The organism is Nonomuraea pusilla, assembly GCF_900109355.1.
Lineage (GTDB): Bacteria > Actinomycetota > Actinomycetes > Streptosporangiales > Streptosporangiaceae > Nonomuraea > Nonomuraea pusilla.
In genome coordinates, this window is record NZ_FOBF01000015.1 from 85,034 (window position 1) to 101,196 (window position 16,163).

17 protein-coding genes are annotated in these 16,163 nt (G+C 73.6%); 10 read left to right on the top strand and 7 right to left on the bottom strand.

The features are described 5' to 3' along the window. The first annotated feature begins 10 nt into the window (after positions 1 to 10). Positions 11 to 556 carry a type 1 glutamine amidotransferase domain-containing protein gene (locus BMX74_RS27775; RefSeq protein ID WP_091103657.1) on the top strand — a complete coding sequence of 182 codons (546 nt, stop codon included), beginning with the start codon at positions 11 to 13 and terminating at the stop codon, positions 554 to 556. 154 nt (positions 557 to 710) lie between these two features. Beyond that, positions 711 to 2,252: an amino acid permease gene (locus BMX74_RS27780; RefSeq protein ID WP_055504860.1), complete on the top strand. Its 1,542-nt coding sequence runs from the start codon at positions 711 to 713 to the stop codon at positions 2,250 to 2,252. A 47-nt stretch (positions 2,253 to 2,299) separates the two neighbouring features. Here the strand turns inward: BMX74_RS27780 and lipB are convergent, their stop codons facing one another. The 4 genes from lipB to BMX74_RS27800 form a co-directional block, all read right to left on the bottom strand. Beyond that, positions 2,300 to 2,941 (bottom strand): lipoyl(octanoyl) transferase LipB, encoded by a 642-nt coding sequence (gene lipB, locus BMX74_RS27785; protein WP_055504859.1) that lies wholly within the window; start codon positions 2,939 to 2,941, stop codon positions 2,300 to 2,302. Positions 2,942 to 2,986: 45 nt separating this feature from the next. Further along, positions 2,987 to 3,178 (bottom strand): PspC domain-containing protein, encoded by a 192-nt coding sequence (locus BMX74_RS27790; RefSeq protein WP_091103658.1) that lies wholly within the window; start codon positions 3,176 to 3,178, stop codon positions 2,987 to 2,989. Positions 3,179 to 3,239: 61 nt separating this feature from the next. After that, the gene (locus BMX74_RS27795) at positions 3,240 to 3,746 is read right to left on the bottom strand and encodes an HAD domain-containing protein (protein ID WP_236714852.1); all 507 of its coding nucleotides are present in this window, start codon (positions 3,744 to 3,746) and stop codon (positions 3,240 to 3,242) included. Continuing rightward, entirely contained in the window at positions 3,743 to 4,663 is a 921-nt protein-coding gene (locus tag BMX74_RS27800; RefSeq protein ID WP_091103660.1) for an AraC family transcriptional regulator, read from the bottom strand. Before BMX74_RS27800 ends, BMX74_RS27795 begins: the two co-directional genes overlap by 4 nt. Before the next feature lie 75 nt (positions 4,664 to 4,738). Between BMX74_RS27800 and BMX74_RS27805 the strand changes: the two genes are divergently transcribed. The 3 genes from BMX74_RS27805 (at position 4,739) to BMX74_RS27810 (ending at position 6,513) form a co-directional block, all read left to right on the top strand. Next, positions 4,739 to 5,284, top strand: a complete 546-nt coding sequence (locus tag BMX74_RS27805) for an SDR family oxidoreductase (protein WP_256257293.1) — start codon at positions 4,739 to 4,741, stop codon at positions 5,282 to 5,284. 56 nt (positions 5,285 to 5,340) lie between these two features. After that, on the top strand, positions 5,341 to 5,553 hold the full coding sequence (locus BMX74_RS45860; RefSeq protein WP_256257294.1) for a hypothetical protein: 213 nt from the start codon (positions 5,341 to 5,343) through the stop codon (positions 5,551 to 5,553). A gap of 129 nt (positions 5,554 to 5,682) precedes the next feature. Next, positions 5,683 to 6,513, top strand: coding sequence for an undecaprenyl-diphosphate phosphatase (locus BMX74_RS27810; protein ID WP_055504855.1), 831 nt, complete (start codon positions 5,683 to 5,685; stop codon positions 6,511 to 6,513). Here the strand turns inward: BMX74_RS27810 and BMX74_RS27815 are convergent. Next, positions 6,482 to 7,783: a serine hydrolase domain-containing protein gene (locus tag BMX74_RS27815; RefSeq protein ID WP_091103661.1), complete on the bottom strand. Its 1,302-nt coding sequence runs from the start codon at positions 7,781 to 7,783 to the stop codon at positions 6,482 to 6,484. The two genes, BMX74_RS27810 and BMX74_RS27815, sit on opposite strands and share 32 nt — an antisense overlap. 91 nt (positions 7,784 to 7,874) lie before the next feature. Between BMX74_RS27815 and BMX74_RS27820 the strand changes: the two genes are divergently transcribed. Then, positions 7,875 to 8,432 carry a PadR family transcriptional regulator gene (locus BMX74_RS27820; protein ID WP_177227537.1) on the top strand — a complete coding sequence of 186 codons (558 nt, stop codon included), beginning with the start codon at positions 7,875 to 7,877 and terminating at the stop codon, positions 8,430 to 8,432. Here BMX74_RS27820 and BMX74_RS27825 read toward each other — a convergent pair. Further along, positions 8,384 to 9,532, bottom strand: coding sequence for an MFS transporter (locus tag BMX74_RS27825; RefSeq protein WP_055504852.1), 1,149 nt, complete (start codon positions 9,530 to 9,532; stop codon positions 8,384 to 8,386). The two genes, BMX74_RS27820 and BMX74_RS27825, sit on opposite strands and share 49 nt — an antisense overlap. Positions 9,533 to 9,625: 93 nt before the next feature. Between BMX74_RS27825 and BMX74_RS27830 the strand changes: the two genes are divergently transcribed. From BMX74_RS27830 to BMX74_RS27840, 3 genes are read left to right on the top strand one after another with little or no spacing between them, the layout of a single operon-like run. Then, positions 9,626 to 9,976: an ArsR/SmtB family transcription factor gene (locus tag BMX74_RS27830; protein WP_055504851.1), complete on the top strand. Its 351-nt coding sequence runs from the start codon at positions 9,626 to 9,628 to the stop codon at positions 9,974 to 9,976. Further along, a complete protein-coding gene (locus BMX74_RS45865; RefSeq protein ID WP_091103664.1) occupies positions 9,973 to 12,714 on the top strand; it encodes an ATP-dependent RNA helicase in 2,742 nt (913 codons plus the stop codon). The genes BMX74_RS27830 and BMX74_RS45865 overlap by 4 nt, the downstream gene beginning before the upstream one ends. Continuing rightward, positions 12,711 to 13,457, top strand: coding sequence for a hypothetical protein (locus BMX74_RS27840; RefSeq protein ID WP_218154081.1), 747 nt, complete (start codon positions 12,711 to 12,713; stop codon positions 13,455 to 13,457). Before BMX74_RS45865 ends, BMX74_RS27840 begins: the two co-directional genes overlap by 4 nt. Before the next feature lie 15 nt (positions 13,458 to 13,472). Here the strand turns inward: BMX74_RS27840 and BMX74_RS27845 are convergent, their stop codons facing one another. Beyond that, the gene (locus tag BMX74_RS27845; RefSeq protein ID WP_256257296.1) at positions 13,473 to 14,708 is read right to left on the bottom strand and encodes a threonine synthase; all 1,236 of its coding nucleotides are present in this window, start codon (positions 14,706 to 14,708) and stop codon (positions 13,473 to 13,475) included. A gap of 7 nt (positions 14,709 to 14,715) precedes the next feature. On the opposite strand from BMX74_RS27845, the gene BMX74_RS27850 reads away from it, so the two are divergent. After that, positions 14,716 to 16,158, top strand: a complete 1,443-nt coding sequence (locus BMX74_RS27850; RefSeq protein WP_091103668.1) for an amidase — start codon at positions 14,716 to 14,718, stop codon at positions 16,156 to 16,158. The last annotated feature ends 5 nt before the right edge of the window (positions 16,159 to 16,163 follow it).

Here is a 16,163-nt window from a genome sequence, read left to right on the forward strand (position 1 = left end):
GGGGGTTCCCATGATGGAAGGCAAGACGATCGCGTTCCTCGTCGCTCCCGAAGGGACCGAGCAGGTGGAGCTCACCGAGCCGTGGAAGGCGGTCAAGCAGGCGGGCGCCACGCCGAAGCTGATCTCCACCGACTCCGGGCGCGTCCAGGCGTTCAACCACCTGGACAAGGGCGACAAGTTCGCCGTGGACGCCACGGTGGACGACGTCTCCCCTGACGACTTCCAGGGGCTGGTCCTGCCGGGCGGCGTCGCCAACCCCGACTTCCTGCGCACGGTGCCGCAGGCGGTGCGTTTCGTCCGCGGCTTCTTCGACGCCGGCAAGCCGGTCGCCGTCATCTGCCACGGCCCGTGGACGCTCGTCGAGGCGGACGTCGTCCGGGGGCGTACCGTGACGTCCTGGCCGAGCCTGCGGACCGACCTGCGCAACGCCGGCGCGACATGGGTGGACAAGGAGGTCGTGGTCTGCACGGAGGGCCCGAACACGCTGGTCAGCAGCCGCAAGCCGGACGACCTGAAGGCCTTCTGCCAGGCCACGGTCGACGCCTTCGCCGCATAGGGTTCGCGCAGGTGGGCGCCCCGGACGTGCGCGCCGGGGCGCCCACGTCCCGCTTGACGAGATCGAAACCGACCCGTAACGCCTTGTCGCCCGGAAGGAAATGGTCTAGACGTAGACCAAATAGAGCGTCCTCCACGCCCCCCAGGGAGACCTCATGACCACCGACGAGGATTCCAGGCGTCTCGCCGAGCTCGGCTACAAGCAGGAGCTGGCCAGGACCTGGAGCGGTTTCTCCAACTTCGCGATCTCCTTCTCCATCATCTCGATCCTGGCCGGCTGCTTCACGACGTTCGGGCAGGCATGGAACAACGGCGGCCCCATCGCCATCTCCTGGGGCTGGCCGGTCATCTCGGCCTTCATCCTGATCATCGGTTTCTGCATGTCGGAGCTGGTGTCGGCGTACCCGACGGCCGGCGGCATCTACTGGTGGGCCGCCAAGCTCGGCAAGCCGATCCACGGCTGGTTCACCGGCTGGCTCAACCTCATCGGGCTCATCGCCGTCACCGCCTCGGTGGACTACGGCTGCGCCACCTTCCTCAACATCACCATCAACCGGCTCACCGGCGGGGCCTGGGAGGCCACGCTCCCGCAGGCGTTCCTGCTCTTCGTGATCATCCTCGTCCTGCACGCGCTGATCAACATCTACAGCCACAGGCTCATCTCGCTGCTGCAGAACGTCTCCGTCTGGTGGCACGTCGCGGGCGCCGCGATCGTGATCGCCATCCTCGTCTTCGCGCCCTCCGACCACCAGAGCGTCGGCTTCGTCTTCACCGAGACGATCAACAACTCGGGCTTCGGCGACGGCGACCAGGGCCTGCCGTTCTGGCTGTACGTACTGCCGCTCGGCTTCCTGCTCACCCAGTACACGATCACCGGCTTCGACGCCTGCGCCCACGTCTCGGAGGAGACGCACGGCGCGGCCAGGACCGCCGCCCGCGGCCTGTGGCAGTCGATCTTCTACTCGGCGATCGGCGGGTGGGTCCTGCTCCTGTCGTTCCTGTTCGCCGCCACCCACGTCGACGAGATCAACAAGCAGGGCGGGTTCGTCGGCGCCATCTTCGACACCGCGCTGTCCGCGCCGCTCGCCACCGCGATCTTCGCGATCTCCACGATCGGGCAGTTCTTCTGCGGGATGAGCTGCGTCACCTCGATGTCGCGCATGACGTACGCGTTCTCGCGCGACGGCGCCGTGCCCGGCTGGCGGCTGTGGTCGAAGGTGGACCGCAACCGCACCCCCGTCTGGGCCATCCTCGGCGGCTGCGTCGTGGCCGCCCTGATCACCCTGCCCGCCCTGTACGCCCCCGCGGGCACCGAGACGCCGGTCGCGTTCTACGCCGTCGTGTCGATCGCCGTCATCGGGCTCTACCTGGCGTTCCTCATCCCGATCTGGCTGCGGCTGCGCATGGGCGACGCGTTCAAGCCCGGCCCGTGGACGCTCGGGAGCAAGTACAAGGCGCTGTGCTGGATCGCCTGCGTCGAGATCGTCGTCGTGTCGATCTACTTCGTCATGCCGTTCTCCCCCGCCGGGGTGCCCGGCGACGCCGGCTTCACCTGGACGTCCGTGAACTACGCGCCGATCGCCGTCGGCGTGGTGCTCATCGGCATCGCCCTGTGGTGGAGCCTGTCGGCGAAGAACTGGTTCACCGGCCCCCGCCGCACCATCGACGAGGAGGTGCCGGCCTCCGAACCGCGGTAGCGATCACGGCGAGGGGGCGCGGCACGTCGCCGCACCCCCTCGCCGGCTCAGGACGCCTCGAAGGCGGCGGCCACCGCCGTGCGGACCTCGTCCATCGACGGCGTCGCCCCGCCCAGCTCGCGCTTGAGCGAGGTCATGTCGACGTCGGGCATGCCGCACGCGACCGCCCAGTTCCACGGGTCGAGATCACCGTCGACGTTGAGCGCGAAGCCGTGGCTGGTGACGCCGCGGCTCTGCCGCATGCCGATCGAGATGATCTTCCTGCCGGTCTCGACCGTCCACACGCCCGTCAGCAGCTCGGACCCCGGCGGCGTGTCGCGGCGCTCCGCCGGCAGGCCCAGCTTGCCGAGCGCCTCCACCAGGCGCAGCTCCACCTCGCGGACGTAGTCGACGATGCCCTGGTCCTCCGCCAGCTTGACCACCAGGTAGCCGACGAGCTGCCCCGGGCCGTGGTAGGTGAGCTGGCCGCCGCGCCCGGTCTCCACCACCGGGATGCCGCGCGACGGGTCGGGCAGGTGCGACATCGGCGTGCGGCGCCCGATCGTGTAGACCGACGGGTGGCTGAGCAGCCACAGCGTGTCGGGTCGCGCGTCGGCCTGGCGCTGCGCGACGAGGTCGTTCATGCGCTCCATCGCCTCGTCGTACGCGACGAGGTCGTCCTGGATCAGTGTCAGCGGCCTTGCCCTCATCCTTCGAGGATAAGGCGGCCGCCGACACGCCCGGGCGCGGGGAGGTCAGGAGGTGCGGTAGCCCTTCGGCGCCTCCGGCATCAGGACCCACAGGACGACGTAGACGACCCACATCGGGCCGGGGAAGAGCGACAGGATCAGCCACAGGATGCGGGCGAGGGTGGGCGGCAGCCCCCACTTGTCCGCCAGGCCGCCGCAGACGCCTGCCAGGATCCGGTGCTCTCGTGAGCGGTACATGGTGTCCCTCCGTGTTCGTGACCTGTAAGGAGAACGCACGGCCGGTCGCCGGTTTCTCCCCTCAGCGACCCTGAGAAAACCCCGACAGGGTCAGCCACTCCTGCGCGAGAGCCAGATGTTCCCTGGTCAGACCGTGCTCCGGGTCGACGCGGACGAGCAGGAAGTCCGCCAGACCCCGATGGACCCTGAGATACTCCTCGTCCTCCGTCCACACCTGGTCGTCGAACCACACGAAAGGCCGCCGCCCCGCGTACGCCGCCACGCTCGGCGTCTTCGCGGCCTCGCCGTGCTCGCTCGACCGCCTGCGCTCCATCGGGACGACCGGCAGCCTGGGCAGCCCGAGCCGCGGGGAGATCCACTCGTTGGCGTGGTGCTGCCAGGTGGTGGCCCACGCCAGTTCCGCGCCGGTCGCGAGCGCGAGGTCGAGCAGCCGGGTGCCGTGCGCGGGATTGAGATGCACGGTGTACGTGACGGCCCCCAGCGTGCACCGGTACCGGCGGAAGTCGGGGGCCGGCCTGCCCATCGGGTTGAGCACGCCGTCGACGTCCACCAGCAGCAGGGGCCTCACGACGCCGCCCCCGCCCGGTAGCGCTGCGGGCTGACGCCGTGCACCCGTTTGAACGCGGCGCTCAGCGCGAACGGGCTGCCGTAGCCGACCTTCCTCGCGACCGAGCCGACCGTCGCGTCGGGCGTGCGCAGCAGGTCGGCGGCCAGGGCGAGACGCCACTCCGTGAGGTACGCCATCGGCGGCTCCCCCACCAGCTCGGTGAACCGCCTGGCCAGCGCCGCGCGCGAGACGCCCACCTCGGCGGCCAGCGCGCCGACCGTCCACCGATGGGCGGGGTTGTTCTGCAGCATCCGCATCGCCCGTCCCACGACCGGGTCGCCCAGCGCCCGGTAGCGGGCCGGCGCCTCCCCCGTGGCGAACCACGACCGCAGCGCCGAGATGAGCAGCAGGTCGAGCAGCCGGTCGAGGACGGCCTCCTGGCCCGGCTCGTCCTTGACGATCTCCGCGCCGAGCAGCGGGATGACCGGGTCGCCCGAGCGCACGAGCAGCGGCGGCAGCGCGTCGAGCAGCCGCCTGCTCACCTCCCCTTCGAACTGGTACGTGCCCGTGATCAGCACGGTGCCGCCGCCCGGGTCGTTGCCCCAGGTGCGTACGCCGAGGTCCATGGCCTGGTGGAGCGGCTCGCCTTCGAGCGTGGCGCAGCGCTGACCCGGGTGGATGACGACCTGCGGCCCGGTGGCGGGATGGTCGGCCACCGTGTACGGGTCGGGCCCGCGCAGGATCGCCACGTCGCCGGGCGCGAGCCGCACCGGCTCGCCCGCGTCGGGCACCACCCAGGCGTCGCCGCGCACCATCGCGGCCAGCGTGAGCGGCGCCTCGTCCTCGATGCGCAGCGACCACGGCGGCGTCAGCAGCGACCGCAGCAGGAACGCCCCTCGGGCGCGCGGGCCGTCGAGCAGCGCGGCGAGCTGATCCATAAGTTAGACGATCGCATATGCCGATGCGCTTCTCAACCATGGATCGTCTCGGCTCCCTGCGGCTTACTTGGAGTCATGACGAATCTCGTTGTGGGCGGCACGGGCAAGACCGGCCGCCGCGTCGCCGACCGGCTCACCGCTCTCGGCCTGCCCGTGCGGGCCGTCTCCCGCTCCTCCTCGCCCTCCTTCGACTGGGCGGACCGCGCCGGCTGGGGGGCCGCGCTCGACGGGGCCGAGGCGGCGTACGTGACCTACCAGCCCGACCTCGCCATGCCCGGCGCGGTCGAGGACGTGCGGGCCTTCACCGAGCTGGCGGCGGCGCGCGGGGTGCGGAGGATCGTGCTGCTGTCCGGCAGGGGCGAGGCGGGGGCCGAGGCCGCGGAGCAGGTCGTGCGGGCGTCCGGGCTGGAGTGGACCGTCGTCAGGTGCGCCTGGTTCATGCAGAACTTCAGCGAGGGTCACCTGCTGGGGCCCGTGCTGGACGGCGTGGTCGCGCTGCCCGCGGGCGAGGTGGCCGAGCCGTTCGTCAACGCCGACGACATCGCCGACGTGGCCGTGGCCGCCCTCACCGGCGACGGGCACGCCGGCCGCGTGTACGAGCTCACCGGGCCGAGCTGCTGACGTTCGCGCAGGCGGCCGACGAGCTGGCGAAGGCCGCGGGCAGGCCCGTCACGTACGTGCCGGTGACGGCGGCCGAGTACGCGGCGGGCGCCGTCGCGCAGGGCCTGCCAGAGGAGGAGGCGGAGGGGCTGGCCGCCCTGTTCGAGGAGGTGCTCGACGGCCGCAACGCGTACCTGGCCGACGGCGTGCGCGAGGCGCTCGGCCGGGCACCGCGCGGCTTCGCCGCCTACGCCGCCGACGCCTCCGCCGCCTGGTCGCCCACGTCCTGACCCGGCCACAACGCGCCAGGTCGCCCCCGGTCCCGGCCCGTCCGGGGGCGGCCCGTGGTGGCGCGTCCTGGTTGTTCACCTGTTTCCGCTAGCCTCACCTCGTCAATCCCGCGTACGGAAGGTGTCGTCGTGATCGGCTGGCTGGAAGCGGTTGTCTTGGGGCTGGTCCAGGGGCTCACGGAGTTCCTGCCGATCTCCTCCAGCGCCCACATCCGGGTGGTCTCCGCGTTGGCCGGCTGGCAGGACCCCGGGGCGGCTTTCACCGCGGTCATCCAGCTCGGCACGGAGGCCGCGGTGCTCATCTACTTCCGCAAGGAGATCTGGGAGATCATCTCCACCTGGACCCGCTCCCTGTGGAACCGTGAGCTCCGCAACGACTGGGCGGCCCGCATGGGCTGGTACGTCATCGCCGGCACCCTGCCCATCGGCGTCCTCGGCCTGCTGCTGAAGGACCAGATCGAGACGGTCTTCCGCGACCTGCGCCTGGTGGGCACCACGCTGATCGTGTTCGGCGTGATCCTCTGGGTGGCCGACCGCACCGCCCGCAACAAGCTCACGCTGGAGAAGCACCTGAGCTTCACCCACGCCATCGTGTACGGCTTCGCCCAGGCGCTCGCGCTGATCCCCGGCGTGTCCCGCTCGGGCGGCACCATCACCGCCGGCCTGCTGCTCGACTACCGCCGCGAGGACGCCGCCAAGTACTCCTTCCTGCTGGCGATCCCCGCGGTGCTGTCGTCCGGGCTGCTGGAGGTGAGCCAGATCGGCGAGAGCGCCGCGCCCGACTGGGGCCCGACGATCCTGGCGACGCTGATCTCGTTCCTCGTCGGGTACGCGGCGGTGGCGTGGTTCCTGCGCTACATCAGTCAGCACCGCTTCACCGGCTTCGTCGTCTACCGCATCGCGCTCGGCTTCTTCGTCATCCTGGCGGTCACCATGGGCTGGATCCCGGCGATCGGCTGACGCGTCCGGCCCGCACCGGGTGGCCCGCCCAGTTCAGCAGGACGTGCGAGCCGTCCGCGGCGAACTCCAGCTCGACCTCGCCCTTCATACTGGCGAAGTAGCGGGTGGGCGACATCGGCCGCAGTTCCGTCCTGGCCAGGCCGTGCACCTCCGCCACGAGGTGGTCGCCGTCCTGCGTGACGTCCATGGTGGAGGAGCGACCCATGTAGCGCATCGCGTAGCGGCCCAGGTAACGCTGGAAGACGCCGGGGTCGACGGTGACGAAGACGCGCGCCGAGGGCGGCTCGTATGGTTCGTCGCGGGCGATGGCGGCCAGCCCGTGTCCGATCTCCGCGTACGCGCCGTTCTCGATGTTCGACAGCACGGTGACGAAGAGGTCGTCGCGCGGGTGGCGCGTCGAGACGCTGACGAAGCCGATGGTCCCGCCTGAGCTCTCGATGCGGTCCGGGCTCACGAGGCAACCGTAGCCGTAGGAGCCGTCCTCGGCCGTGACGTGCGCGTGGGTCAGCGCGGCCAGCGAGTCCGGCCGCAGCAGGCCGCCGTGCCACAGGCCGCGCTGCCAGCGGTGCAGGTCCTCGACCGAGGAGCGCAGCGCGCCCGCGGCGTCCTGGTTCGAGTCGTCGAGGTGCGGGGTGGGGGCGAACCGTCCGTCCACTGACATGTAGCCGGTCGCGACGTCGTGCGTGACGTCCAGGCCGGTGCGCTCCATACCGAGCGGTGCGAGGACGCGCTCGCGCAGGTGATGGCCGTACGGGCGGCGGGAGACGCGCTCGATCACCTCCCCGAGCAGCACCCAGCCGGAGTTGCTGTAGCTCATGCGCTCGCCGGGCGGGAACAGCGGCGGCAGGTCGCGGAAGCTCGCGATCACCTCCTGCCTGGTGCGGCGCGTCCCCATGACCCGGGTGAACCCCTCGGCGGTGATGTAGTCGGGGATTCCCGAGGTGTTGGTCAGCAGGTGGTGCAGGGTGATGCGGTCGCCGCCCGGGTAGCCCGGCAGGTACGCCGCGAGGGGGTCGGAGACCCGCAGCAGCCCGCGCTCCTGGAGCAGCAGCACGTCAATCGCGGTGAACGTCTTCGTCTGCGAGCCGATGCGGAACGCGGTCGCGGGCGTGTTGGGCAGGCCCCGCTCCTGGTCGGCCTGACCGTACCCCTCGCTGAACAGCACGGTGTCGCCGCGTGCCACCAGGACCGCGCCGCTGAACCTGCCCAGCTCCACGTATGCCCGCACCAGCGCGTCCATCCGCTTGGCCGGGCGCGGTCGGAAGAGCATGACGCCTCCATATTCAAGTTTGACTATTCAAGTTGGAGTATGAGAGCACGAGGGGACTGGTATGGTCAAGCTCGACTATCGAGGAGGTGGGATGTCCGCGACGCGGCTACTCGTCCTGGGCCTGCTCAACGAGGACCCCCGGCACGGGTACGAGATCAACCAGCTCGTCGCCGCGGGGGCGCTCGAACGGTGGACCGACGTCAAAGCGGGGTCTGTCTACCACGCGCTGACCAGGTTGGAAGCAGAAGGGCTCGCGGAGACCCGCGCCGAGGAACGCACCGGCGACCGGCTGCGCCGCGTCTACGCCATCACCGAGGAGGGCCGCCGCGCCCTGCGCGTCCTGCTGAAGAAGGCCCTGGCCGGGCCGCCCCACTCCACCCGCTCCGACTTCGCTCTCGCGCTGTGCTGGCACGACCTGCTCAACCCGGCCGAAGCAGAGGAGGTGCTGGAGGCGGCGGCAGGCGCCGTGGAGGAGCAGCGCGCCGCCTTCGCCGCCGGACGCACCGCCAAGGCCGGGCTGTCGCCGCTGGCCGACGCGCTGTTCGCCAACGCCGAGGCGCACCTCGCGGCCGACGCCGAGCTGCTGCACGAGGTCAAGCGCTACCTGACCCGCACGCGCTCGGGCACCGCGGCCGGCTCCGGGCGGTAGGTGAGCAGGGTGAACAGCAGGGCCAGCAGGCCCATCCCGGCCGCCACCGCCACCACGCCCGTCCTGCCGTACCAGCCGAGCACCCCGCCGCCCGCCAGTCCCGCGACGAACAGCCCGAGGTACTGCGCCGACGACAGCAGCCCGAGCCCGATCGGGACGTTGTCCGGCACCGCCGCCACCGTCCTGTACTGCTGCGCGGGCGCGGTGAGCCAGCCCAGCGCGCCCCACAGGAACGCCCACGCCAGCGCGATCGGCAGAGCCAGGTTCGCCACCGGGATGAGCGCCAGGCACAGCGTGCCCGCGCCCAGACCGGCCAGCACCATCCTGCGCGGCCCGTACGCGTCGGTGAACCGCCCGCCGAGCTGGTTGCCGACGATGCCGCCGATCCCCCACGCCCACAGCACGGCGGGCAGCGGCAGGTCGATGAGCGACCCGATGTAGGTGTAGGCGGTGAACGCGGCCGTGAACATCAGCAGCTGCGTCGTCAGCACCGCCAGCACCCGCCGGTCCGCCAGCGGCGCGAACCGCTCCGACAGCCGTCCCGTCGTCGGGACGCGCGCGTCGGGCACCAGCGCCGCGACGCCCGCGAACCCCGCCACGCCGAGCACGACGACCAGCCAGATCGTCGTCCGCCAGCCCGACACGCCGCCCAGCCAGGTGCCGAGCGGCACCCCGATCGCCGACGACACGGTCAGCCCGCCCATGACCAGCGCCAGCGCCCGCCCGCGCCGTTCCGGCGTGCTCAGCGCCGTCGCCACGCCCGACGCGGTGGGGGTGAACATCGCCGCGCCCGCCGCCGCGACGACCCGTGTGGCCATCACCAGCTCGTACGTGGGCGCGAGCGCCGTGAGCGTGTTGCCCAGCACGAACACGCCCAGGGCCAGCAGCAGCACGCGCCGCCGCGAAAGCCGGGCCGTCAGCGCCGCCAGCAGGGGGGACAGCACCGCGTACGCGAGGGCGAACACGGTCATGAGCTGCCCCGCGGCCGACGGCGACACGTGCAGCTCGGCCGAGATGGGCGGGAGCAGCCCCGCGGTGACGAACATGCCGGTGCCGACGGCGAAGTTCCCCGCCGCGAGCGGGTACAGCCGTGAACTCATGGGTGACGACCTCCGCCAGATTGTTGGGCGTTCATCAAACTGACGTATAGTTGGATTGTTGTCAAACAATTAGACGGAGGTAGGGTCAGCACCATGCGTCTGCTGCCGCATCCCGCCGCCGCGGACATCGAGCTCACCGAGGTCCTGCGCGCGCTGTCCGACCCCGTACGGCTGGCGGTCGTCGGCAGGCTGGCCGTCCGGGGCGAGATGAGCTGCAGCGACGCGGGCGACGAACTGGGCGTCCACAAGTCCACGGCCTCGCACCACTACCGCACGCTTCGCGAGGCCGGCGTGGTCCTGACCAAGCAGGAGGGCCGCCTCCATCTCATGAGCCTGCGCCGCGCCGACCTCGACGCCCGCTTCCCCGGCCTCCTCGACGCCGTCCTGACCGCCTGCTCCCCGTGGCCGAGCCCCGTGGCCGAGCCCTGTGACCAAGCCCCGTGACTGAGCCCCTGCCCATCTACGGCGTGCTGCCCGAACTGCTCGACGTGCTCGACCGGCACCGCACCGCCGTGCTCACCGCCCCGCCCGGCACCGGCAAGACCACCGTCGTGCCGCTGGCGCTCGCCGAGTCCGGCCTGCGGGTGCTCGTCGCCGAGCCGCGCCGCCTCGCCGTACGAGCCGCCGCCCGGCGCATGGGCGTCAGCTACGCCGTACGCGGGGAGCGCCGCACCGGCGCCGACCGCAGGGTGGAGGTCGTCACCACCGGCATCCTCCTCCAGCGGCTCCAGCGCGACCAGGAGCTGACCGGCGTCGACGCGGTCATCCTCGACGAATGCCACGAACGCCACCTCGACGCCGACACCGCGCTCGCGTTCCTGCTCGACGTCCGCGACACGCTCCGGCCCGACCTGCGCCTGCTCGCGACGTCCGCCACGGCCGACGCCGGGCCGTGGTCGCGCCTGCTCGGCGGGCCCGTCGTCGCCGCGACCGGCGCGACCCACCCGGTGGAGACCGTCTGGGCGCCGCCGCCGCGCCCCGTCGCGCCGCCCCACGGCCTGCGGGTCGATCCCGCGCTGCTCGCCCACGTGGCCGCCGTCGTCGGCCGCGCACTCGCCGAGCACGACGGCGACGTCCTGTGCTTCCTGCCCGGCGTGGGAGAGATCGCCCGGGTCGCGGGCCTGCTGGCGGGCTCCCTGCCGGGCGGCGTCGAGGTGCTGCAGGTGCACGGCCAGGCCCCGGCGCGCGTCCAGGACGCCGTCCTGTCGCCCGGCGCGGGCCGGCGCGTGGTGCTCGCCACGTCGGTCGCCGAGTCGAGCCTCACCGTCCCCGGCGTACGGGTCGTCGTCGACTCGGGACTGGCCCGCGAACCCCGCACCGACCATGCCAGGGGGCTGGGGTCGCTCGTCACCGTACGCGTGTCGAGGGCGGCGGCCGACCAGCGCGCGGGCCGTGCCGGACGGGAGGCGCCCGGCACGGTGTACCGCTGCTGGACCGAGGCCGACCACGCCCGCCTGGCCGAGCAGCCGCGCCCGGAGATCGCGCTCGCCGACCTGACGGGGTTCGCGCTGCAGGCGGCCTGCTGGGGCGTGTCCGACCCGTCCGCTATGGCCCTCCTCGACCAGCCGCCCGCCGCCGCCTTGTCCACCGCGACCCGCACCCTCCAGTCCCTGGGCGCCCTCCACCCGACCCCCTCGCCGCAGAACGCCAGCCCCTCCCCCTCACCCCAGCAGGACAGCAGCAGCCTCGATCCCGCCCCCTCACCCCAGGACAGCACCACCCGGCACCCCACCCCCTCACCCCAGCAGGAGAGCAGCGGCCTCGATCCCGTCCCTTCCTCGCAGGAGAGCAGGGCCCTTCGTTCCGCCTCCTCATCCCGGGAGGACGGCAGCGGCCTCCTGGCGGAGAGGGGCGCGGGCCCGGCCGAGACGCCCGGGGACGGGGTCGCGGCTCGCGGGCGGGTGATCCCGGCGGTGACGGAGCGGGGCCGGCGGATGGCGCTCGCCGGGGTGCACCCCCGGCTCGCCCGCGCGCTGCTCGACCTCGGCCCCGAGGCGGCCGAGGTGGTGGCGCTCCTGTCGGAGCAGCTTCCCGGGGACGCGGGCGACGACCTGGTGGAGGCGTGGCGCGCGGCCCGCAGGGGCGGCACCCCCTTCGCCGCCCGCTGGCGCCGCGAGGCCGCCCGCCTCACCCGCACGGCGGGGGAAGCCACCGAAACCACCGGGCCGTCCACCGGGCCGTCTGCCGTGGCGGGCGGGCGCGGGCGGGTGTCCGGGGGCGCTGGCGGACGGTACTCCGAGGAGGCGCTGGCCGGGACGGTGGTGGCGCTGGCGTTCCCCGAGCGGGTGGCGCGGCGCCGCGGCGGCGGGTACCTCATGGCGTCCGGCACGCAGGCGCAGCTCGCCGACGGCTCCCGGCTGGCGTCCGCGTCGTGGCTGGCCGTCGCCGTGGCCGACCGTCCCGCCGGGTCCGCCTCGGCCAGGATCAGGCAGGCGGTCGCCGTGGACGAGGAGATCGCCCGGCTGGCCGTCCCGGTGACGGTGAGCGAGGAGGTCGCCTGGCGGGTGCCTCCCGGCGAGCGGCGCGGCGACGTGTCGGCGCGGGTGGTGGAGCGGCTGGGCGCGATCGAGCTGTCGTCCGCCCCGCTCCCCGACGCCGACGTACGCGAGGCGCTGCTGCGCGGCCTGCGGACGGAGGACGTCCTGACCTGGACGCGCCAGGCCGTGGAGCTGCGGCACCGGCTGGCGTTCTGCCGCCGCGCCATCGGCGACCCCTGGCCCGACGTGGACGACCTGGTCGCCCTCGCCGACCGGTGGCTGGAGCCCGAGCTGTCGCGGGCGCGCCGCCGCGCCGACCTGGAGCGCATCGACGTGGCCGCGGCCCTGCGCAGGCTGGTGCCGTGGAGCGAGCGGCTGGAGGAGGTCGCGCCGGAGCGGATCGAGGTGCCGAGCGGCTCGTCCGTGAGGATCGACTACTCAGGCGAGCAGCCGGTGCTGGCGGTGAAGCTGCAGGAGCTGTTCGGCTGGGACGAGGCGCCGCGGATCGCCGGGGTGCCGCTGCTGGTGCACCTGCTGTCGCCCGCGGGCCGGCCGGTGGCCGTCACGGCCGACCTCGCGTCGTTCTGGCGCGACGGCTACCGTTCGGTACGGTCCGAGCTGCGCGGCCGCTACCCGAAGCATCCGTGGCCGGACGACCCCCTGACCGCCGAGCCCACCCGCCACGTCAAACGGAGCCGCCCATGACCAGCCAGCCCCCGCCGCCGAACCCGAGCGGCACGCCGCACGAGCGGGGCCGCGTGGACGAGCGCCTCGCCCTCGCCGTACGCGACAACGCCGAGTGGTGCGAGCGGATGTGCCGCGCGCACGGCCTGCCCGGGGCATTCGGCGAACGAGTCTGGACGAACCCCCGCAGAACCCCCCTCTACTACCCCGACGCGGTGACGCTGTCGCCGCAGGCGACCGCCGCCGACGTCCTCGGCGCGATCGACACCGGCTCCGGGGCGTCGGTCAAGGACAGCTTCGCGCTGCTCGACCTGCCGGGCTTCGAGGTGCTGTTCGACGCCCAGTGGATCCACCGCGAGGCGCCCGAGCCGGGCGAGCTCCCCGGCCGGGACGACGGGGAGCTCGTCTGGGAGGCCGTCGCCGACGCCGGCGGCCTGGCGGAGTGGGAACGCGCCTGCTTCTCCGGCGAGGTGACGGGCCTGTTCCCGCCCGCGCTGCTGCCCGAGGTGACCGTCCTGGCAGGCAGGGCCGCGGGGGACGTGGTGTGCGGCGCCGTGCTCAACCCGGGCGAGCACGCGGTGGGCGTCTCGAACGTCTTCGCCGTGCCCGGCCACGACCTCGGCGCCGCCTGGGCGGGCGTGCTCACCCAGGCCGCCGCGCTGTTCCCCGGCCTGCCCCTGGTCGGCTACGAGTCAGACCCGGCCGCGGCCGAGAAGCACGGCTTCCGCACGATCGGCCCGCTGCGGATCTGGCTCAGACCCTGACCGCGCGCCGGCGGCTCAGGCGTCCTGTTCCAGGAGCGCGGCGACGTCCCGCGCCGTCAGGCCGGCCCTTGCCGGGTAGGAGCGCGTCCCCACGCCGACGTCCTTGAAGCCGCTGGACGTGGCCACGCACACCACGGGGCCGTCGAAGGCGCGTGCCAGCTTCCGGTACCCGGCCAGGCCGGCCGCGCCCGACAGCTCCTGCCAGACCCCCAGCCGCGCGAGCCGGCGCTGCGCCGCGCGCATCTCGTCGTCGGTCACGAGCACCGCCTCGCCGCCGCTGTCGCGGACGGCCCGCACCCCGCGGTGCCCGCCCACGGGCCCGGCGATCCCGTACGCCTGGGTGGGCCCCAGCTCGACGATCGCCGCGGGCGCCCCGGCGGCCAGGGCGCGGGCGTGGGGACCTCCGGCGGCGGGCTCGCAGGCGAACATCCTCGGCACGTCGCGGGTCAGCCCCAGCAGCCGCAGCTCGGTGAACCCCTTCCACACGCCGTACAGCAGCTCCGCGTAGCCGGTGGGGGAGAACACGGCGGCGGGCACCCGGCCGAGCTGCAGGAACAGCTCGTACGCGATGGTCTTGTAGCCCTCCGGCCCGTACGGGTGGCCGGTGTGGGTGACGGTCTGGTTGCTGACGGGGTGGTAGCCGAGCCGGTCCACGATCTCCCGCAGCAGCGGCCAGCGCTCCTCCACGGGAACCGACAGCACGGTGGCGCCGTACGCGCGGGCGAAGTCCTGCACGGCGGGCGGCGAGCCGGCGGAGGTGAGGACGACGGCGCGCAGCCCGGCGCGGGCGGCGTACGCGGCGGCGGACGCCCCGTGGTTGCCCGACGAGGCGACGACGACGCCGGGCGCCCCCTCGGCGAGCGCGGCGCTGACGGTGACCCGGTTGAGCCGGTCCTTGTGCGACCAGGTGGGGTTGCGCGACTCGTCCTTGAGGTGGAGCCCGTCACCGAGGTCCAGCAGCGGCGTCCCGCCCTCGCCGAGCGTGGGCGCGTGCAGGGGCGGCAGCAGCGGCGCCCAGCGGGCGATGTCGGGGCCCGGCTCCTGCTCGAACAGCCGCGGGTCGAGCCGCTCGTGGTCGTAGCCGACCTCAAGCGGGTAGGCGAGGTCGTCGGTGCTGGTGCGCGGGCAGCCCCTGGTCAGCGGCGGCGACAGCGGGTAGGTGAGCGACGGGTCGCCGAGGGAGCGCTGGTGGGTGGCGAGCGACGCGCCGGTCTCCCGGACACTCGCACCAGAAGGTGAAAAGCTGCACACTCTAGGCATGCTATGGGCAGGCAGGTCCGCCATCGAGATCGCGACGGCCGTCCGCCACGGCGACGTGACGCCCGTGACCGTGGTGGAGGAGCACCTCGACGTCATCGCCGCCCGCGACCCGCGCGTGGGGGCCTTCCGGCTGGTGCGGGAGCGGGTGCTGGAGGAGGCGCGGGCGCTGGAGCGGCGGCCCGACCTGGAGCGGCTGCCGCTCGCGGGCGTGCCGGTCGCGGTGAAGGACAACCTGGCGGTGGCGGGCGAGTCCACCCGCCTGGGGTCGGCCGCCACCTCCCCCGACCCCGCCGCCGAGGACCACGAGACGGTGGCCAGGCTGCGGGCGGCCGGCGCGCTGGTCGTCGGCCTGACGAACCTGCCGGAGCTGGGCCTCGTCGCGTTCGGCGACAGCGTGTACGGCACCGTGCGCAACCCCTGGAAGCCGGACCGCACGGCGGGCGGCTCGTCGTCGGGCAGCGCGGCGGCGGTCGCGGCGGGCATGGTGCCGATCGCGCTCGGCAACGACGGCATGGGGTCGCTGCGCATCCCGGCCGCCTGCTGCGGAGTGCTGGGCTTCAAACCGGGGCCGGGCGTGGTGCCGCGTCCCGAGGACGACTGGGGCGGCCTGACCGAGAACGGCCCCATGGCGCGGACGGTGCCCGACCTGGCGCTGGCGCTGTCGGTGCTGGCCGGCGACCCCACGCTGGCGGAGGCATGGCGGGGCGGCAGGCGGGTCGAGGCGCAGCCGCCGCCGCTGCGCTCGGTGTGGGCGGGCGACGACGAGGTGTGGGAGCCCGCGCCGCCGCAGGACGGGCCGGAGCCGTTCGACCTGCGCGTGGCGTACGCGCCGCAGCCGCTGCCGTTCGGGCTGACCGTGGACCGGGAGTTCCAGGCAGCGGTGCGTGCCGCGGCGGAGACGCTGCGGGTGGCCGGCCACACCGTGGTCGAGCACGGCCGCAGGCTGCCGGCCTGGCTCGGCCCCTCGACGATCGCGGTGTGGCTGGGCCGGGCGGCGATCTCGGCGCGCGGCCTCGACCGGCGGCGGCTGGAGCGCCGCACCCGCGGGCTCGCCCGCGCGGGCCGGGTGCTCGGCAGGCTCGGGCTCGACGGCGTGCGCGGCCGCGACCGGTGGAGCGCGTACGGGGCCGACCAGTGGTTCGGCGACGCGGACGTGCTGCTCATGCCGTCGCTGGCGGCGCCGCCTCCTCCGGCCGACCGGTGGGGCGAGCGGGGTTTCCTGCGCAACGCGGTCGCGAACGTCAGGTACTCGCCCGCCGCCGGCCCGTGGAACATGTCCGGCTGGCCCGCCATGAGCGTGCCCGTGGCCACGCACTCCACGGGCCTGCCCATCGGGGTGCAGCTCGTGGCGCCGCCCGGGGGCGAGCCGCTGCTGCTGGGCCTCGCGGCCCAGCTGCAGGCGGCCAACCCGCCGCTCAGCCCGCCGGGTCTCTCGTCCTGACGACC